13 protein-coding genes are annotated in these 16406 nt (G+C 62.0%); 4 read left to right on the forward strand and 9 right to left on the reverse strand.

Annotated elements, in window-relative coordinates; translation table 11 throughout:
- Window positions 1–16 precede the first annotated feature (16 nt).
- The 5 genes from B5G28_RS06890 to B5G28_RS06910 all read right to left on the reverse strand — a co-directional run bounded on the left by B5G28_RS06890 (window position 17) and on the right by B5G28_RS06910 (window position 8019).
- Window positions 17–2260 carry an ATP-dependent RecD-like DNA helicase gene (locus B5G28_RS06890; RefSeq protein WP_087247215.1) on the reverse strand — a complete coding sequence of 748 codons (2244 nt, stop codon included), beginning with the start codon at window positions 2258–2260 and terminating at the stop codon, window positions 17–19.
- A 131-nt stretch (window positions 2261–2391) separates the two neighbouring features.
- Window positions 2392–3786: an MATE family efflux transporter gene (locus tag B5G28_RS06895; RefSeq protein WP_087247217.1), complete on the reverse strand. Its 1395-nt coding sequence runs from the start codon at window positions 3784–3786 to the stop codon at window positions 2392–2394.
- Window positions 3787–4278: 492 nt separating this feature from the next.
- Complete coding sequence (locus tag B5G28_RS06900; protein ID WP_087247218.1) at window positions 4279–5310, reverse strand: hypothetical protein; 1032 nt, start codon at window positions 5308–5310, stop codon at window positions 4279–4281.
- A 140-nt stretch (window positions 5311–5450) separates the two neighbouring features.
- Window positions 5451–6977, reverse strand: coding sequence for a cardiolipin synthase (gene cls / locus B5G28_RS06905; protein WP_087247220.1), 1527 nt, complete (start codon window positions 6975–6977; stop codon window positions 5451–5453).
- Between the two features lie 193 nt (window positions 6978–7170).
- Window positions 7171–8019, reverse strand: a complete 849-nt coding sequence (locus tag B5G28_RS06910) for a DegV family protein (RefSeq protein WP_087247222.1) — start codon at window positions 8017–8019, stop codon at window positions 7171–7173.
- A 199-nt stretch (window positions 8020–8218) separates the two neighbouring features.
- Between B5G28_RS06910 and B5G28_RS06915 the strand changes: the two genes are divergently transcribed.
- Window positions 8219–8767: a DUF1836 domain-containing protein gene (locus B5G28_RS06915; protein ID WP_087247224.1), complete on the forward strand. Its 549-nt coding sequence runs from the start codon at window positions 8219–8221 to the stop codon at window positions 8765–8767.
- 79 nt (window positions 8768–8846) lie between these two features.
- Complete coding sequence (locus B5G28_RS06920) at window positions 8847–9224, forward strand: SdpI family protein (protein WP_087247226.1); 378 nt, start codon at window positions 8847–8849, stop codon at window positions 9222–9224.
- 181 nt (window positions 9225–9405) lie between these two features.
- Here the strand turns inward: B5G28_RS06920 and B5G28_RS06925 are convergent, their stop codons facing one another.
- From B5G28_RS06925 to B5G28_RS06940, 4 genes are all read right to left on the reverse strand, one after another.
- Entirely contained in the window at window positions 9406–10590 is a 1185-nt protein-coding gene (locus B5G28_RS06925; protein WP_087247228.1) for an MBL fold metallo-hydrolase, read from the reverse strand.
- A gap of 169 nt (window positions 10591–10759) precedes the next feature.
- The gene (gene rmuC / locus B5G28_RS06930) at window positions 10760–12130 is read right to left on the reverse strand and encodes a DNA recombination protein RmuC (protein ID WP_087247230.1); all 1371 of its coding nucleotides are present in this window, start codon (window positions 12128–12130) and stop codon (window positions 10760–10762) included.
- 9 nt (window positions 12131–12139) lie between these two features.
- On the reverse strand, window positions 12140–13594 hold the full coding sequence (locus B5G28_RS06935; protein ID WP_087247232.1) for a transglutaminase-like domain-containing protein: 1455 nt from the start codon (window positions 13592–13594) through the stop codon (window positions 12140–12142).
- Between the two features lie 19 nt (window positions 13595–13613).
- Complete coding sequence (locus B5G28_RS06940; RefSeq protein WP_087247234.1) at window positions 13614–14717, reverse strand: alpha/beta hydrolase; 1104 nt, start codon at window positions 14715–14717, stop codon at window positions 13614–13616.
- Window positions 14718–14924: 207 nt separating this feature from the next.
- On the opposite strand from B5G28_RS06940, the gene B5G28_RS06945 reads away from it, so the two are divergent.
- Window positions 14925–15689 carry a DUF975 family protein gene (locus B5G28_RS06945; RefSeq protein WP_087247236.1) on the forward strand — a complete coding sequence of 255 codons (765 nt, stop codon included), beginning with the start codon at window positions 14925–14927 and terminating at the stop codon, window positions 15687–15689.
- Window positions 15690–15715: 26 nt separating this feature from the next.
- Complete coding sequence (locus tag B5G28_RS06950) at window positions 15716–16240, forward strand: GNAT family N-acetyltransferase (RefSeq protein ID WP_087247238.1); 525 nt, start codon at window positions 15716–15718, stop codon at window positions 16238–16240.
- Window positions 16241–16406 lie beyond the last annotated feature (166 nt).

Consider the following 16406-nt stretch of genomic DNA (forward strand, 5'->3'; position numbering starts at 1 on the left):
CTCATCGGGGCGCAGCTCACGCCCCAGTTTTTGGCCCTGTTTCCAGCGCCTGCTGCTCGGGGGGCAGGGCCTCCCGCAGAAGGGCGGCCAGGCCCGAATACCGCAGGTTCTGGCGGACATTGGCCATCATGGCGGCCACCGTGTCCCGCCGGCCCGCCGTCACGCAGAGTTTGCGGGCGCGGGTCACCCCGGTATAAAACAGGTTCCGGTAGCACAGCCGGGGCGGCACCTGGGCCGCCGGCAGCACCACCGCCGCAAACTCACTGCCCTGGCTCTTGTGAATGGTGATGGCGTAGGCGGTTTCCAGCTCGCTGAGGTTCTCGGCGGGGTAGATCAGGCGGCGGTCATCCATCCGCACCACCATGGAGCGGTCCCGGGTATTGATGGACTCCACAATGCCGATATCGCCGTTGTAGGCCCCTACCCCCTGTTCGCCGCCGTCCCGGTGCCAGATGATCTCGTAGTTGTTGCGGACCTGCATCACCTTGTCCCCCACCCGGAACACCCGGGAGGCGCTTTGCAGCTGAGGCTTGCCCGGGGCGGGCGGATTCAGCATATCCTGCAGCAGGCTGTTCAGGGCCTGGGTGCCGCAGGGGCCCATTTTGGTGGGACAAAGGACCTGGATGTCCCGCACCGGGTCAAAACCATAGCTGCGGGGCAGACGGGTGGTCACCAGGTCACAGACCAGCTTCTGGCAGACCTCGCCGTCCGCTTCCAGAAAGAAGAAATCGTCCTCCTTGCCGCCCTTCTGCAGGGGGCGGCCGCTGACGATGTTGTGGGCGTTCTCCACAATCAGGCTGCGCTTGGCCTGGCGGAAAATCCGCTTCAGGCAGACGGTGGGCACCACCCCGGACCGGATGGCCTCACTGAGGATATTGCCGGGGCCCACGCTGGGCAGCTGGTCGGCATCTCCCACCATAATGATCCGGCAGTTGGGCCGCAGGGCTGCCAGCAGGCTCTGGAACAGCTGGACATCCACCATACTCATCTCGTCCAGAATCACCACGTCGCACTTGAGCAGGTTCTTTTCGTTGTGGATAAAGCTGACCACGCCCCCCGAATAATCCACCTCCAGCAGGCGGTGGATGGTGGAGGCCTTGCGGCCGGTGAGCTCGCTCAGACGCTTGGCGGCCCGGCCGGTGGGGGCGCAGAGGGCCACCCGCTCGGCCTGGCTCTCCAAAATATTTAGGATGGCGTTGACGGTGGTGGTCTTGCCGGTGCCGGGGCCGCCGGTCAGCACCAGACAGTTCTCGGTGACGGCCCGGCAGATGGCCTCCTTTTGTTCCGGGGCATAGGCGAAGCCCTGGGACAGTTCCAGCACCTGGATGTCCCGCTCAATGTGGTGGGCCTTTTGGGGCTCCCGGCGGACCAGGGACGCCAGCCGGTCGGCGATGGCCTCCTCCGCAGCCAGCAGGTCAGGCAGGCAGATGTATTCCCCGCCGTTCCAGGTGCGGGAGGCCAGTTCCCCGCTGACCAGACAGCTTTCCAGGGCGTCGGTCAGCTTTTCGGGGGGCTGATGGATAAAGGAAGAGGCGGTGGCCACCAGGCGCTCCCGAGGCAGGCAGGTGTGACCGTTGCCGGCGTTGTGGCGCAGGGTCCGCAGCAGGGCGGCTTCCAGGCGCTGGGCGCAGTCCCCTTCCATCTGATAGTACTGGGCGATGCTGTCGGCGTGGCGAAAATCCAGCTGCAGCGGCTCGCCGCACAGCAGATAGGGATTGGCCGCGATGGCCTGAGCCGCCCCCGGCCCAAAGGTGCGGAACACCTCCATGGCCCGCCGGGGCCCGATCTCAAACTGGGCCAGGTAAGCAATCAGTTCCCGCATGCCGAACATCCGCTTGAATTCCTGCTGGATGCGGTCGGCCTTGTCGGCCGAAATGCCCTTGATTTCGGTGAGGCGGGCGGGCTCGTTGGCAATGACGTCCAGAGAAGCGGCGCCGAACTTCTCAATGATCTTCTGGGCGGTGGCGGGGCCCACATAGGGCAGGGACCGGCTGGCCAGGAACGCATAGACGGCGTCCAGGTCCTTGGGCATATCGGTGATGCACTCGACGGCGTGGAACTGGCGGCCATAGGTGGCGTGGGTCTCGTACTTGCCTCGGCACACCACGCTCTGGCCCACGTGCAGTTCCCCCAGCGTGCCGCAGACCACCGTCAGGGTGCCCCCGCCCGACAGCTCAAACACCACATATCCGCTGTCGCTGTTCTCAAAAATAATGTCCTCAATGGTTCCTTCCAGCTGTTCCAGCTGCTGGTCTTCCATGGGCGGACGCCCCCTTCCCCTAATAAGCTCATAATAGATAAGTATACCCTTTCGGGCGGATTTTGTAAATTGGGACCAGTATAAAAAATCCGCCCCGGCACCAGCCGGAGCGGACGGACTCTGTATCAATTTCAGGCCTTGCGTAGACGAACGCCGGCATGCCCGGCAGCGGACTGGCTGCCGCCGCGGTTTTTGTCCAGGCGGCGGATCACCACCTGGTAGGCCGGGATCAGGAAGAAGCAGGCCGCAAACCAGGCCACCGGGCTGGCGATGCAGCCGGCCCAATAGCCGAACACCGGCACCATCCAGAAGCCCACCAATGCCCGGGCGAACATCTCAAACACGCCGGCAAACATGGCCAGGCCGGAATAGCCCAGGCCCTGGATGGAATAGCGGTAGATAATCAGAACCGCCAGAGGGATATAGAATACGCTGTTCCAGAACAGGAACTCCTGGGCGTTGGACATGATGGTCCCGCCGGCGTCCTGGGCGCTGTCCAGGAACAGACCGATCAGCAGGGTATCCGAGAAGTGCAGGATGACAAAGGAGGCGATGCTGTAGAGAATGCTGATGCCCAGCGCCGTCCGCACCCCCTGCTTGACCCGGGGCAGGCTGCCTGCGCCCAGGTTCTGGCTGGTGTAGGTGGTCATGGCGGTGCCAATGCTCTCCAGGGGCACCGACAGAATCTGTCCCGCCTTGCTGCCGGCGGTCATGGCGGCCACAATCGAGCTGCCCAGACCATTGACGACCGTCTGCAGGACGATATTGCCCACCGCCGTGATGCTGCACTGGAGACCCATGGGCAGGCCCATCATGCACAGCTTGGCGCAGTGGCCGGTGCTGAAGCGGCCTTCTTCCCGGGACCAGCCCAGCATCCGGAAGTTTTTGACCATGTACGCCAGGCTCCACAGACCGGCCACGGCCTGGCTGATGACGGTGGCCAGGGCGGCGCCAAAGACCCCTGCGTGGAAGAACAGAACAAAGACGATGTCCAGCACAATGTTCAGGGCGCTGGCCACCAGCAGGAAGTACAGGGGGCGGCGGCTGTCTCCCAGCGCCCGCATGAAGGCGCTGGTGACGTTGTACAGCAGGGTGAAGGGAATCCCGGCGAAGATGGTGCGGATATACACATCCGCCAGGTCGATGATGTCGGCGGGGGTGTTGGTGAGGACCAGAATGGGGCGGGTCAGAGCCACCGTCACCACCGTGAGCACAGCGGCAAAAATCAGGGACAGCCAAACGGAATTGGCGGTGTAGCGGCGCATTTCGGTGTCATCTTTGGCACCAAAGCAGCGGGCCAGCGGGATGGCAAAGCCGCAGGCGATGCCGTTCACAAAGCCCAGCACCAGATAGCTCAGGCCGCCGACGCTGCCCACGGCGGCCAGGGCGTCCACACCCACAAACCGGCCCACAATGATGGTGTCGGCCATGTTGTAGAACTGCTGGAACAGGCTGCCCAGCATCATGGGCACCGCAAACAGCAGGATCAGCCGCAGGGGCTGGCCCTGGGTCATGTCTTTTGTCATAGATACATCCTCCTTAGCCCTTCCGCCGTTGCGGAAGGCCCCGCCCCTTTGGCGGGTGCATCCAATCGTTTTTTCCAAAAAATCCCCACGAAAAGCGCCCTGCTCCAAAATGGGGCAGGACGTTTCATGCCACAGAAAAATCCAGACCGGACGACATGTGCGTACGGTCTGGATACCGCCAGGGAAATTTTGAGCCAAATTGTGTGCGTAGCCGAAGGCCTAGTGCGCGATTTGGCTCGAAATTTTGTCCCCAGGGGGATACCAGGGGGAAGGAATTTCTGACTTGCGTATGCAGGCAGAAATGGGTTCCCCCTGGAGCGTGTCTCTGACACGCTGAAGCGCCCTGCTCCAAAATGGGGCAGGACGCTGTGTGATTGGTTGCTATTATAGTGCAGGATGCTGAAATTAGCAAGCGTCTTTTTGGACAATCTGCGCGTTTATTTCGGGCGGAAAAATATCTATTTTTACCTCCCCGCCGGGGCCGCTGTCCGGTCAGCTCCGCAGGGTGTCCATGGCCCGCAGCGCGGCCTTCTGCAGGTCGGTGATATCGATGGTGCACATGGACGCCAGGTCCGCATCGCTGCCGTCGTCGGGGATCTTCTCGATCTCCTCGGCGGTCTTGCCCTTCAGGTAACCGGCAAAGCCGTCGCTGTGTTCATACCACTCTTTGCCCAGGGCCGAGGCCTTGCGCATGCCGTAGTCATCCCCCAGCACGTGTTTGCTCTTGACCTCGCCGTCTCCCGACACCATGCCCTTGGCATCCACCTTCAAAGAAGGCTCCGCCATATCGCAGACGGCGCTGGTGACCCGGCCCGAGCCGTTGACGGTGAGGGCGGCGGCGGTCACGTCCAGCTGAGGCATGGCATTCTTGTCCGAAGTGGCCTGGAGGGTGGTGCTGGCGTCGGTGGTCTCAATGCCCAGCGCCAGGCTGTCCCCCTCGGCGGCGCCCATGGCCTGAGCCTGGGCGCAGGCTGCCTCCACCGCCTCGCGGTAGCCGTCCACCTTGATGGTGCAGCCCGACAGCAGGTCTGCATCCTTGGCGTAGCCGTCCGCATCGGTGGACAGGCGGCTGACTTCATCGGCGGTCATCCCCATCAGGTATTCCCCAAAGGCGTCCGCCTGTTCGGCCCAGCTCTTGCCGATGGAGGACACTGCCGACAGGGGGTAATCCTCATCCCCCTTCTGCCGCTTGGTCCGCAGGTCCTCGGCCACCGTCACGGCGCCGGCCTCGGTGGTGCTGATTTTGCCTTCCAGCTCGTCCAGCACCACCTGGACAATCCGTCCATCCTCATCCAGCAGAACCGCCGCCGCAATGGAGTGGATTTTGCCGGATTTATCCCCCGCCTCGGTCTCGGTCCGGATGGCCAGACCGGTTTTCCATGCGTCATCCTTCTGCCCGGAGGCCGACCCGCTGCCCGGCTTGCTTCCCGACGAACTGCTGGACGAGCTGTCGTCCATTTTTCCGCAGGCGGTCAGCAGCAGGGCCGCCGCGGCCAGCGCTGCCAGATATTGATTTGCTCTCATTCTTTCGCTCCCTTTGCTGATTGCTGACGCCCCGGCTGGGGCTCTTTTGCGGGTAGTCTGCCCGGCCGGCGCCGGTTTTATACACACCCGCCACGCAAAAAGCGCCCTTTCCAAAGAAAAGGCGCAGGGAACAAACCTTTTTACATCATGGGGCTGACGAGCCGGAGCACATCGTCCAGCAGGGTGCCCATGAGGCTGGTACGGCAGTCGTCCATGGTGATCCGGCGGCTCTGGGCAAAGGTCTTTTCGGCGTCGGCCCGCACCGCCGCCACCTGGCTGTTGTTTATCAGCAGGGTGCCGCACTCAAAGTGCAGATACAGGCTGCGGTAGTCCATATTGATGCTGCCCACCACCGCCACCCGGTCATCGCTGACATAGCATTTCGAGTGGATGAAACCGGGGGTAAACTCATAGATCTTGACCCCCGCCCGCAGCAGCGGCAGATAATAGGACCGGCTGAGCCGGAAAACAATCTTTTTGTCCGGGATGGCCGGCAGCACCAGCCGCACATCCACCCCGCGCTTGGCGGCCAGCTTGAGGGAGTTCATCAAATCCTCTCCGATGGCCAGGTAGGGGGTGAAGATATAGACATAGTCCCGGGACTGGTCGATGATATCCCGATAGACGCTCTCGGCCAGGCGCTCCTCGTCCAGAGGGCTGTCCGCATAGGGCTGGATCACGCCGTCGGGCCGGGCCTGCACGGTGGGCCGGAAGGCGCTGTAGTCCTCCTCCATGGGGCGGAAGGAGTTCCAGAAGTTCAGGAACATGAGGGTGAAGTTCCAGACGGCGCTGCCCTCCAGCCGGACGGCGGCGTCCTTCCAGTAGCCGAACCGCTCCTCGGCGTTGATATACTCGTCGGCAAAGTTGGTGCCGCCATTGTAGGCGATATTGCCGTCGATGGAGACGATTTTGCGGTGATCCCGGTGGTTCATCACCAAAGACACCAGAGGCACCACCGGGTTAAAGGGGATGCAGCGGATATGGGCCCGTTCCAGCCGGACCACAAAGCCGGAAGGCACGGTGGTCAGGCAGCCCATATCGTCGTAAATCACCCGGACGTCCACGCCGGCGGCGGCTTTTTCCTTCAGGATGTCCTCCACGGCGTTCCACATAACCCCCGGACGGATGATGAAGGTCTCCAGGAAAATGAACTTTTTGGCGTTTCTCAGGTCCTCCAGCAGGTGGGGGAACATCTCCTCACCGCTGGAAAAATAGCGGGCCGAGGTACCTTTCCATCCCGGCCAGGGGCCGTATTTGGCAATGTAGCCGCTCAGCTCCCGCATCCGCGGGTCCAGCTCCCCCACCTGGTCCGGGTGCTGGGCCACCAGGCCCCGATGGCGGCGGTCCACCGCCTCCATCCGGCGCCGCATCTGGCGGGAGGGCCGTTTGTTGCCCCAGAACAGGTACATCAACCCGCCAAACACCGGCATAATGCCGATCAGCGCCATCCAGGCGATGGTGTAGGCCGGGTTTTCATCCTTGCGCACCAGGAACAGGATAATCAGCACGCTGATCACCACCATGACGCTGTTCAGCCAGGCGGCGTACTCGGTGAGGCGGAGGTACAGCGAGGCAATCCACGCCACCTGAACCAGAATCAGCAGCAGCGTAATGGTGATCCGGTTGATAAACCGGCTGAAAAATTTTACGATGGGCAGTCGAAACATAGCTTTCCCCCTCTCTGACGGCAGGCCTGTGCCTCCGGGCCCGCACAGGCTGTGTTGGGAACATCGTATTCCCTGTCAGTATACCGCCCCGGGTCGCTTTTTGCAAGCCGGAGGCAAAAAAAGAGGCAAAACCGCCCCCGTCGGGGGGCAGCTTTGCCTCTGGGATTCCTCGTTTTACTCGACCGGTGCCGGATCAGATGGCCGGAGCCTCTGCATCCTCATAGCCCACCAACAGGCCGCCCAGCTCTGCATAGAAGCTGCACAGCGCGCCGCAGCACACCAGCTCCACCTTGGCGGCGGGCCAGATGGCCTCGATCATCAGCTTGAGGCGGCGGGCCGCCTTCTCATTGTCGCAGTGGGCGATCTCCACCGGGCCGCCTGCAAAGCCCTTGTCCCGCATTTCCAGGATCAGGCGCTCCAGGGCGCCGTGCTCGCCGCGGGTCTTGCAGATGATGCCCAGGTCGCCCTGAGGGCTGGCCTGACCCACCACCCGGATGCCCAGGGCGCGGGCCACCATGGCCGCCGTCAGCTTGACGCGGCCGTTCCGGGCCAGATTGTTCAGCGACTCCAGCGAGAACAGCAGGTGGGTGTGATGGCTGTACTCCTCCACCGCCGCGCAGATCTCCTCAAAGGTGGCGTCGGTCTGGGCCAGGGCGGCCATCCGCGCTGCGATCAGAGACATTTCGGGGCCGGTGGACAGACTGTCCAGCACATAAACTTTGGTGCCGGGGTTGATGTCCTGATATTCTTCGGCCGCCATCCGGGCTGCATTATTGCAGCCGGACAGAGTGCCGGTGATGGTCACAACAAAAATTTCGTCCGCACCCTGATACGCCGCCAGGAAGTCCCCCACGTTGGGACAGGAGGTCGAGCTCTTCCCCTTGTAGCTGCGCATGGCCGAGGCCATGGCGAACGCGTCAATGTCGGGGGTATCCACATACTCCTGCTCATCGGTGATGATCTTCAGCGGCACACAGGCAAAATCAACCCCCGGCAGCTGGCATAGATTCGATGACGAATCCACAACGATTTTCCGTTTCATACAATACATCTCTCCATTCCTGCAGCCGGCAAGCGCCAACCGTAGCTTTCAGCACTCGTTCGTGGTTGAACAAGTTGTGCTTTCTGCACCCATCATATCAGTTTTCAGATAACTTGTCAACAATATCTAAGAATCTTAATAAAAGGTTTTTATTTTCAATTTCTGTTGACTTTTCAATGAATCGCTGTATACTAAAAATATGAACACTGAAACGAAACGCCGCATTGCGGCTTCGGCTGCGGGCTTTGCCCTGCCCCGGTACGATGAACTTCCCGGCATGGGGCTGTACCTGGACCAGACCGTTCAATATGTCAATCTCCATTTCCGCACGTTTCCGGGGATTGAGCTGACGGGCTCGATGGTCAGCAACTATGTCAAAAAAGGGCTTATCCCCCATCCGGTGCGCAAAAAATACACCCGGGATCAGATTGGCTATCTGATGTACATTATCGCGGTCAAGAACGTGCTTTCCATGGAGAACATCCAGCTTCTGTTCTCCATCCAGCAGGAGTACTGTACCCCCGCGACCGCCTACAACACCTTCTGCGCCGAGCTGGAGGCCGCCGTGGGATCTGTGTTCGGGCTGCGCAGCTTTGACCGCCCTGCGGACAACGAACTGAACGACGAGCAGTTCCTGCTCCGGCGCACCATCATCCCGGCCGCCCACAAGCTGTATCTGGACTGCTGCTTCGACGCGCTGCGCCAGGAAAAGGCCCTTTGGCCCGACATTCTGGACGACCTGAAATAACCCCAAAACCGCCGCAGGCAGCAGAATTTTTCTGCTGCCGGTTTTTGTATCCGGGCCCGCCCGGCGAAAGGAGACGCTAATGGGATACTGGTTTTTCATGCTGGCCAGCGACCTGCTGATCCCAGCCATCATGATCGGCTTCGGGTATCTGTTCCTCAAACGGCCTCCCAAAACCGTCAATCCAATCTTCGGCTACCGCACCACACGGTCCATGAAAAACCAGGACACCTGGCTTTTCGCCCACCAGTACTGCGGCCGGCTGTGGTTCCGCTGGGGTCTGGTTCTGCTGCCGCTGACGCTGATTCCCCTGCTGGCAGTCATGGGCCAGCCGGCGGGCACCGTGGGCTCTGTGGGGACGGTCCTCTGTCTGCTCCAGATGATCCCTCTGGTGGGGTGCATCTTCCCCACCGAGGCCGCCCTCAAGCGCACCTTTGACCAAAACGGCATCCGGCGCTGACCGCCGCTAATTTCACGGTCCGCGAGATACAGCGCTCCCCCTGCTGTGCTGCAAGCCCTCCCGGCCGCAGAGGGCTTTTCTTATTCTGCCCGAAACAAAAAGAAAAATCCGCGCGCTCCAAACCTGCACAGGTCTGAAACGGCGGATTTTTATTTTACCCGGACAGGGCGAGGGATATAATTTACTTTGCGACGATCTCGCTGACCAGGGTGTCCATCTGGGCTTCCTCGGCGGCATGGGCAGCGCCGCGGACGGTGACCACCTGCTCGCAGAGGGTCATCCCCTTCATGGCGGTCAGGGAGGCGGTCATCAGCTTGGCGGCCATGGGAGCCCACATGCCGTTCTCCATCAGGCCGACGGTGCGGTTCTGGAAGTTCTTGGACTTCAGGTGAGCCAGGAAAGCCTCCATGGCGGGGAACAGTGCGGCGTCGTAGGTGGCGCAGGCCAGCACCATCTTGCCGCAGCGGAAGGCCTCAGCCACCGCATAGGAAACATCGGTGCGGGTCAGGTCCATTTCGGTGACCTTGGCGCCGGCAGCACGCAGCTTCTCGGCCATGGTGTGGGCGGCTGCACGGGTGTTGCCGTGGATGGAAGCCGAAGCCACCAGAATCTCATCGGCAGCCTCGGGCAGGTACTTGGACCAGGTGTCGTACAGGCTCAGGTAGGGAGCCAGGTCGCCGTTCAGGACGGGGCCGTGCAGGGGGCAGATCTGGGCGATCTCCAGGCCGGCGGCCTTCTTGAGCAGGGCCTGCACCTGAGCGCCATACTTGCCCACGATGTTCAGGAAGTAGCGGCGGGAATCCTCCACCCAGTTGGCGAAGCTGTCGCCGTCGGCCACCACGCCGAACCGGCCAAAGCCGTCGGCCGAGAACAGCAGCTTTTCGCTGGACTCATAGCTGACCATGACCTCGGGCCAGTGGACCATGGGGGCAAAGACAAAGGTCAGGGTGTGAGCGCCCAGGTTCAGCTGGTCGCCGTCCTTCACCACCACCTGACGGTCTGCCGGAATGGCGCCGGGGAAGAAGTTGGCCAGGAAGGCAAAGGTCTTGGCGTTGCCCACCACCTTCATCTCGGGGTACTTGGCAGCCAGGCGGGCCACATTGGCCGAGTGGTCGGGCTCCACATGGGACACCACCAGGTAATCGGGAGCGGTGCCGGCCAGCTCGGCCTCCAGGGTCTCCATCCACAGATCGGTGGCGCGGGCGTCCACCGTATCCATGACGGCGGTCTTCTCATCCCGGATCAGGTAGCAGTTGTAGCTCACACCGCCCGGCACAGGGTACTGGCTCTCGAACAGGTCCAGGGTGGTATCATTGAGGCTGATGCCCAGGACAGAATCAGTAATCTTTGTCTTATGTACGTTCATCGCAAGTCGTCCTTTCCGTTGTTTTTAAGCCCATTTTAAAAGGGAGACCAGCTTTTGGCTGCCGCCCCGTATTCGTTTCACAAGCCCGGGTTTCCACCGGGCCGACTTATCATACCATACTTGTAGGGAAAAAGCAATGGCTGATCTTCTCATTGGCTGAAAAATTTGCTCATGCATCGTCGCCATCGGTCAGGCTGGCCCGGGGCGGCTGACCCGGGGCGGCGTCCAGTTCCAGCAGGACGGCGGCGCTGGCGTCGTCCAGAGACTGGACCGAGCGCAGTTTCCGGTTGATGGCACGGGTGCGGGTGCCGATCAGGTCGTCCAGTTCCCGGTCGGACTGGCGCAGCCGCTCCTGCAGCTTGGACAGGCCCTTGTCGAACTTTTCAAACTCGGTCTTGACGGCGCCCAGCACCTGCCAGACCTCATTGGAACGCTTCTGGATGGCCAGCGTCTTGAAGCCCATCTGCAGGCTGTTCAGCAGGGCGGCCATGGTGCTGGGGCCGGCCACGTTGACCTGGTAGTCCCGCTGAAGGCTCTCCACCATGCCCTGGTTCACCACCTCGGCATACAGGCCCTCAAAGGGCAGGAACAGGATGCCAAAATTGGTGGTATAGGGGGGCTCCACGTACTTGGTGCGGATGTCCTTGGCCTCGGCCCGGATCACCTGTTCCAGAGCGCGGCGGGCCGCCTCCACGGCCTGGGGATCTCCGGCGGCATAGGCGTCCTGCAGGTGGGCGTAGGTGTCGCCGGGGAACTTGGAGTCAATGGGCAGCCAGACATTCTGGCCGTCGGCGCCGGGCAGCTTGACCGCAAATTCCACCCGCTGGGTGGAACCCGGGATGGTGGCCACGTTGGTGGCGTACTGCTCGGGGGCCAGAATCTCCTCCAGAATGGCCCCCAGCTGGATCTCGCCCAGAATGCCGCGGGTCTTAACGCCCGACAGCACCTGTTTCAGGCCGCCCACGTCGGCGGCCAGGGTCTGCATCTCGCCCAGGCCCTTGTACACCTGTTCCAGCTGGTCGCTCACCGTCTTGAAGCTCTCGCTCACCCGCTTCTGCAGGGTATCCTGAAGCTGTTCGTCCACCGTGTGGCGGATTTCATCCAGCTTTTTGGCGTTCTCGGCCCGAACGGCGTCCATTCCCTCGGTGAGGGTGCGGCGCATGTCCCCCAGCTTCTGCTCGTTGGACAGTTCCAGGGTCCGCAGGCGGCTCTCCAGGGTTCGCTCCATGGTCTGGAACCGGCCCTCCAGGTTTTTCTGCTGGACGGCCTGGCTGTTGGTCAGCTGGGCCCCCATCCCCTCCACGGCGTTCTGGACGCCCCGGATGGCGGCATAGTTCTGGTCGGCCAGGGCGGCCTGGCTGTCCCGCAGGCGCTTGTTGAAGGCATCCTCCTGGGCGGCCAGCCGCTGTTCCAGCCAGTCCTCCAGCTCCTGGATCTGGTCCTGGTCATCGGGGCGGCGGCTGCGCATCAGCAGCACCACCAGCAAAACATCCCCCGCCAGCAACAGCAGCAGGCAGAGTGCAGCAACAATTACTTCCATGATTTCTCCTTATTTTTCCTCGTAGCGGAGGGTTTCTTTGGCGGTGACCACGTCGTCCCCATACAGTCCCACGCCGTCGGCCTCGATTTCGCCGCACTGGTTGTCGTAGGGGTCGGCCCGGAAGCCGGTCATGGGCGGATCAAAGGGCGCTTCAAAGGCCCGGTTGGCCACCATCCGGCCGGGGTCCAGATTGCCAAAGTAATGCCGGCGCAGTTCCTCTTCCCCGGCCCGGGCCATCGATCCGCCATAAGAGCAGTCGGCGTACATCCAGCCCTTGGGGGCAATGTAGAACATGGCCCAGTCGTGGCAGCCGCACTTGTCCGGCCCCACCGCCAGGCCGCTCTGCCACCGGGCAGGAATCCCGGCAATGCGGCAGAGGGTGATAAAGGTCAGGGCCATGATGCCGCAGTCTCCCCGCCGGTCGGCGGCGCAGCGGGTGGGGATATCCTCCAGCACAAAGTAGGCCGGCTGGTAGTGATAGCGGACATTCAGGGTGATGTAATCGTAAAAGCGCCGGGCCTTTTCCGCCGGGCTGGTAACCCCCTCGGTCAGCTGGGCCGCCAGGGCCCGCAGATAGGGGGTAAAGACAATGTGGGGCGCCTCCTCGCCGGTATCAAAATCGGGCTGAACCGGGTCGGGTTCAAAGCTCAGCGGGTCGGCATAGCGGGCGGTCTGGGTGTAGCTGTACCGCAGGGTGAAGGAGCGGTTTTGGGTCAGGTCGGCCTCCCAGAACACGGTGCGCTGAGGCGCATCCGCAGGGGCCACATGGGTCGGCTGCTCCGAGGCGAAGTCGATGGAAAGATCGCTCTGGGTATCGCAGGCAGCTGCCACCGGCAGCCAGGCCCGGACATGGACGCTGTCCCGTCCCTGGGCTTTGGCCCGGGCCAGAGCGGCGTCAAAGGCTGTATCGCTCATGCCGATGCTGGATTCCACCGTAATTCGGGCCGAGGCGCTGCCGGTGCGGACCATCTGTTCATGGACGGCGCGGCGGCGGGCACGGGCCGCGCTGCCGTCGGGGCCGGGGTCCAGCCGCCGGGCCCCATAGGCGGGGTCGGTGTCCAGCAGAGTCTCGGCAAAGCGCTTCTGATAGTGCTTTACCCCCTCCACAAACCGCCAGTCCACCCGGCCGGCCCGGTCCAGGGCCCGGAACTCCTCCAAAGTGAAGTCCCGCACCAGAGACTGCATCCGGGCCACGGCCTGGGCCTCGGTGTAGGGATATTCCCGGGGCAGACGGCACATCATCTCCCGCTGGGCCAGCAGGGCTATCCGCTGGGCATCCACCCCCTGCGGGGTGGGGTTGGCGGCCCGGTTGGGGCCGTTCTGGGTGGAGGTCCAGTCCTCCGCCAGGCGTGCGTCAATCCGGGCGATGGCCTCGTCGTAATACCCTGCCGCCTTGAGCCGGGCCACATCGTCCGGCAGGCCGGTATTCAGGCTGCGAAAGGTTTCGTTGCAATCCAAAGGCATAGGTTTTCTCTCCCCTCTCTTATTCCTCTTGTGCGGCTACGGCTTCCTCCCAGAAGTCCGCTGCATCATACAGCCAGCCTTCGGCGTCGGTGCCGGTGCCTACCCCGACGCCATGGGGCGCATTGTCGTAGACCACCATCTGGTGCATCACGCCATTGCGCTCCAGAGCCCGGTCCAGGGCCGGACTTTGCAGCGGCTGGAAGATCAGACCCAATGTTTTATCGTTCCGCCCGTACCAGTGATAGGTGGGCGGGAAATTGGCCGTCACCTCGGCGGCCAGCTCAATATTGTAATAGTAATCCCCCGGCGCCAGGTAATCGCCCGGCTCGGCGCCGTCGTACGCATAGAAAAAGCAGGGTTTGCTGTACATATAATTGACGATGGGGTAAGCCAGCAGCAGGGCGCCCGGCTTGGGCAGGCCGTAATTGCTGTAGCCCATCCGGTCGGTGCCGAAGATGCCGCACAGCTGGCCGCCGGCGGAATGTCCCACCAGGGCGTAGTCCTCGGCCTGAACCCCCAGTTCGCCGGCGTGTTCCGTGATGAACTGAACCGCCCGGACCAGGTCGTTGTAGTTGGCGTTGTCGGTCAGGTTATGGCCCATCCGGTACTTCAGGATGAAGGCCGCATACCCCATCTCGTGAAGCTGACTCACCGCGCCGCAGCACTCATCCACCCGGGCGCTGCGCTCCATCATATTTCCCGACAGCAGCAGGGCATACTTGGTCCCCGGCTCCTCGGCGGGAAAATAGTAGATTTCCGCGTCGGCCCGGGAGGGTTCCTGGGCGATCTCCTCCTGGGTGTAGAGGGGGTAGGTCACCTGAATCCCCTTGTTGTAGTTGTCAATGATGAGGTTCAGCCCCGCCACCGCGTCCGCAGCGGTGTCGCCGGTATACTGCCGCAAGGTCCAGTTGGCGTATTCCCAGGGCTGTTCCGGCCACAGGCTGCCCCGGTCCCAGCTGTCAAAGCCCGAGCCCACAATGCCTTCGTTGGCGTGGAGCTCGGCCACCGTGGATTCTGTGGTCAGGTAGGGCGCCTGGGCCCGGGCGGGCGCGGCCAGCAGCGCGCCCAGCATCAGCCCCGCCGCGCCGATGCACAGTTTTTTCTTGGTTGTGAACATATTCATGATTCCTTTCCGTCCTGCCGGCCCCGCCTTGTCTGCCGGTGCAGGGGGCGGGCGGCCGGCGTACCCAACCCTATTGTAACCGTCCGGGGCCGTCTTGTCAAAACCTTTGCGCGGGGCGCAGCATTGTGCTTTGGGGCAAAATCTGCTATACTGTGAATACCTCTTGCCAAAACGATTTGTTTTCTTTCGATAAGGAGGTCCTTATTTATGTGGACACGCGCCCTTTTAAAAGCCAATGCAAAAACGGTGCTGCGGCGCAGCTACTGGAATGTCTTTTTGATGTGCCTGATCGCCTCGATCCTCACCGGCAGCGTGGATCTCAACATCAACTTCAGCGGAAACAGCGGAGGCAGCTCCTCCGGCGCTGTGGAACAGGCTTCCCGCCTGCTGGGCGGCAATCCCATCACCGCCATCCTCAGCACGGCCTTTCTGATGCTGGGCATCCTGGCTCTGGTTCTGGCCCTGGTGGTCGTCCTGTGCTGGGGCATCCTGTTCACCCCCATCATTCGGGTGGGACAGTGCCGCTACATGATGGAAAACCGCTCCCGGGAGACCAGCCTGAAAGTCCTGTTCTCGGGCTTCACCACCAACTACTGGGGCCTGGTCAGCGGGATGTTCTACGTCAACCTGCGGATTTTCCTCTACACCCTGCTGCTGGTGATCCCGGGCGTCATCAAGAGCTATCAGTACACCTTTGTGCCCTATCTGCTGGCCGAAAACCCCAATCTGGAGGCCGCCCGCGCCGCTGAGATCAGCACCATCATGACCGACGGGGAAAAGTGGAACATCTTTGTGCTGGACCTGTCCTTCTGTGGATGGAACATTCTGGGCTATCTGCTGTTCGGCCTGGGCATCCTGTTTGTCAATCCCTATTATGAGGCAACCAAGGCCGAGCTGTATGCGGCCATGCGGGCCAAGGTAGTGGCCTCCGGATATGTATCCGAGGCGGAGCTGTCTGGCCAGATATTCTGATACGAAAGAACGGACGAACAATTTACATGGATGAATCAATGTTGATCCGGCCCATGCGGCCCGACGACTGGCCTGCGGTCGCCGCAATCTACCAGGAGGGAATCGCCACCGAGCACGCCACCTTTCAAACCGCCTGCCCGCCTTACAGTGCCTGGGACGCCTCCCACATCAAGGAATGCAGGCTGGTGATTCTGGCGCCGGATGGCCAGATTGCGGGCTGGGCTGTGCTTTCCCGGGTGAATATGCGCTGGTGTTACCGGGGCGTCGCCGAGGTGAGCATCTATGTGGGGGAGCGGTACCGGGGCCGGGGCTACGGCTATCACCTGCTGACCGCCCTGTGCCGGGAGGCCGAGCAGGCCGGATACTGGACGTTGCAGTCCACCGTCCTGCAGGACAACGAGGCCAGCCACCGCCTCCACACCAAATGCGGTTTCCGGGAGGTGGGCCGCCGGGAGCGGATTGCCCGGGACTGCCACGGCCGCTGGCTGGACACCTGGCTGATGGAACGCCGCTGCCCCGCCGACGAGCCCCCCGGCTACAAAAAACTGTAACTCAAACAAAAAATCCCGCTGTCCGATGACAGCGGGATTTTCTTGTGTTGTTTGCTTAAGCGTAAAAACAACCCCCGGCTCTGCCGGGGAGTGTAGAAAAATTACATATAAAAAGACCTTCTGGTAAAATAAGTCTGCGGTCGGCCAACTGCAGAAAAATACCAGG

The organism is Faecalibacterium sp. An77 (assembly GCF_002161315.1).
Classification (GTDB): Bacteria; Bacillota; Clostridia; order Oscillospirales; family Ruminococcaceae; genus Faecalibacterium.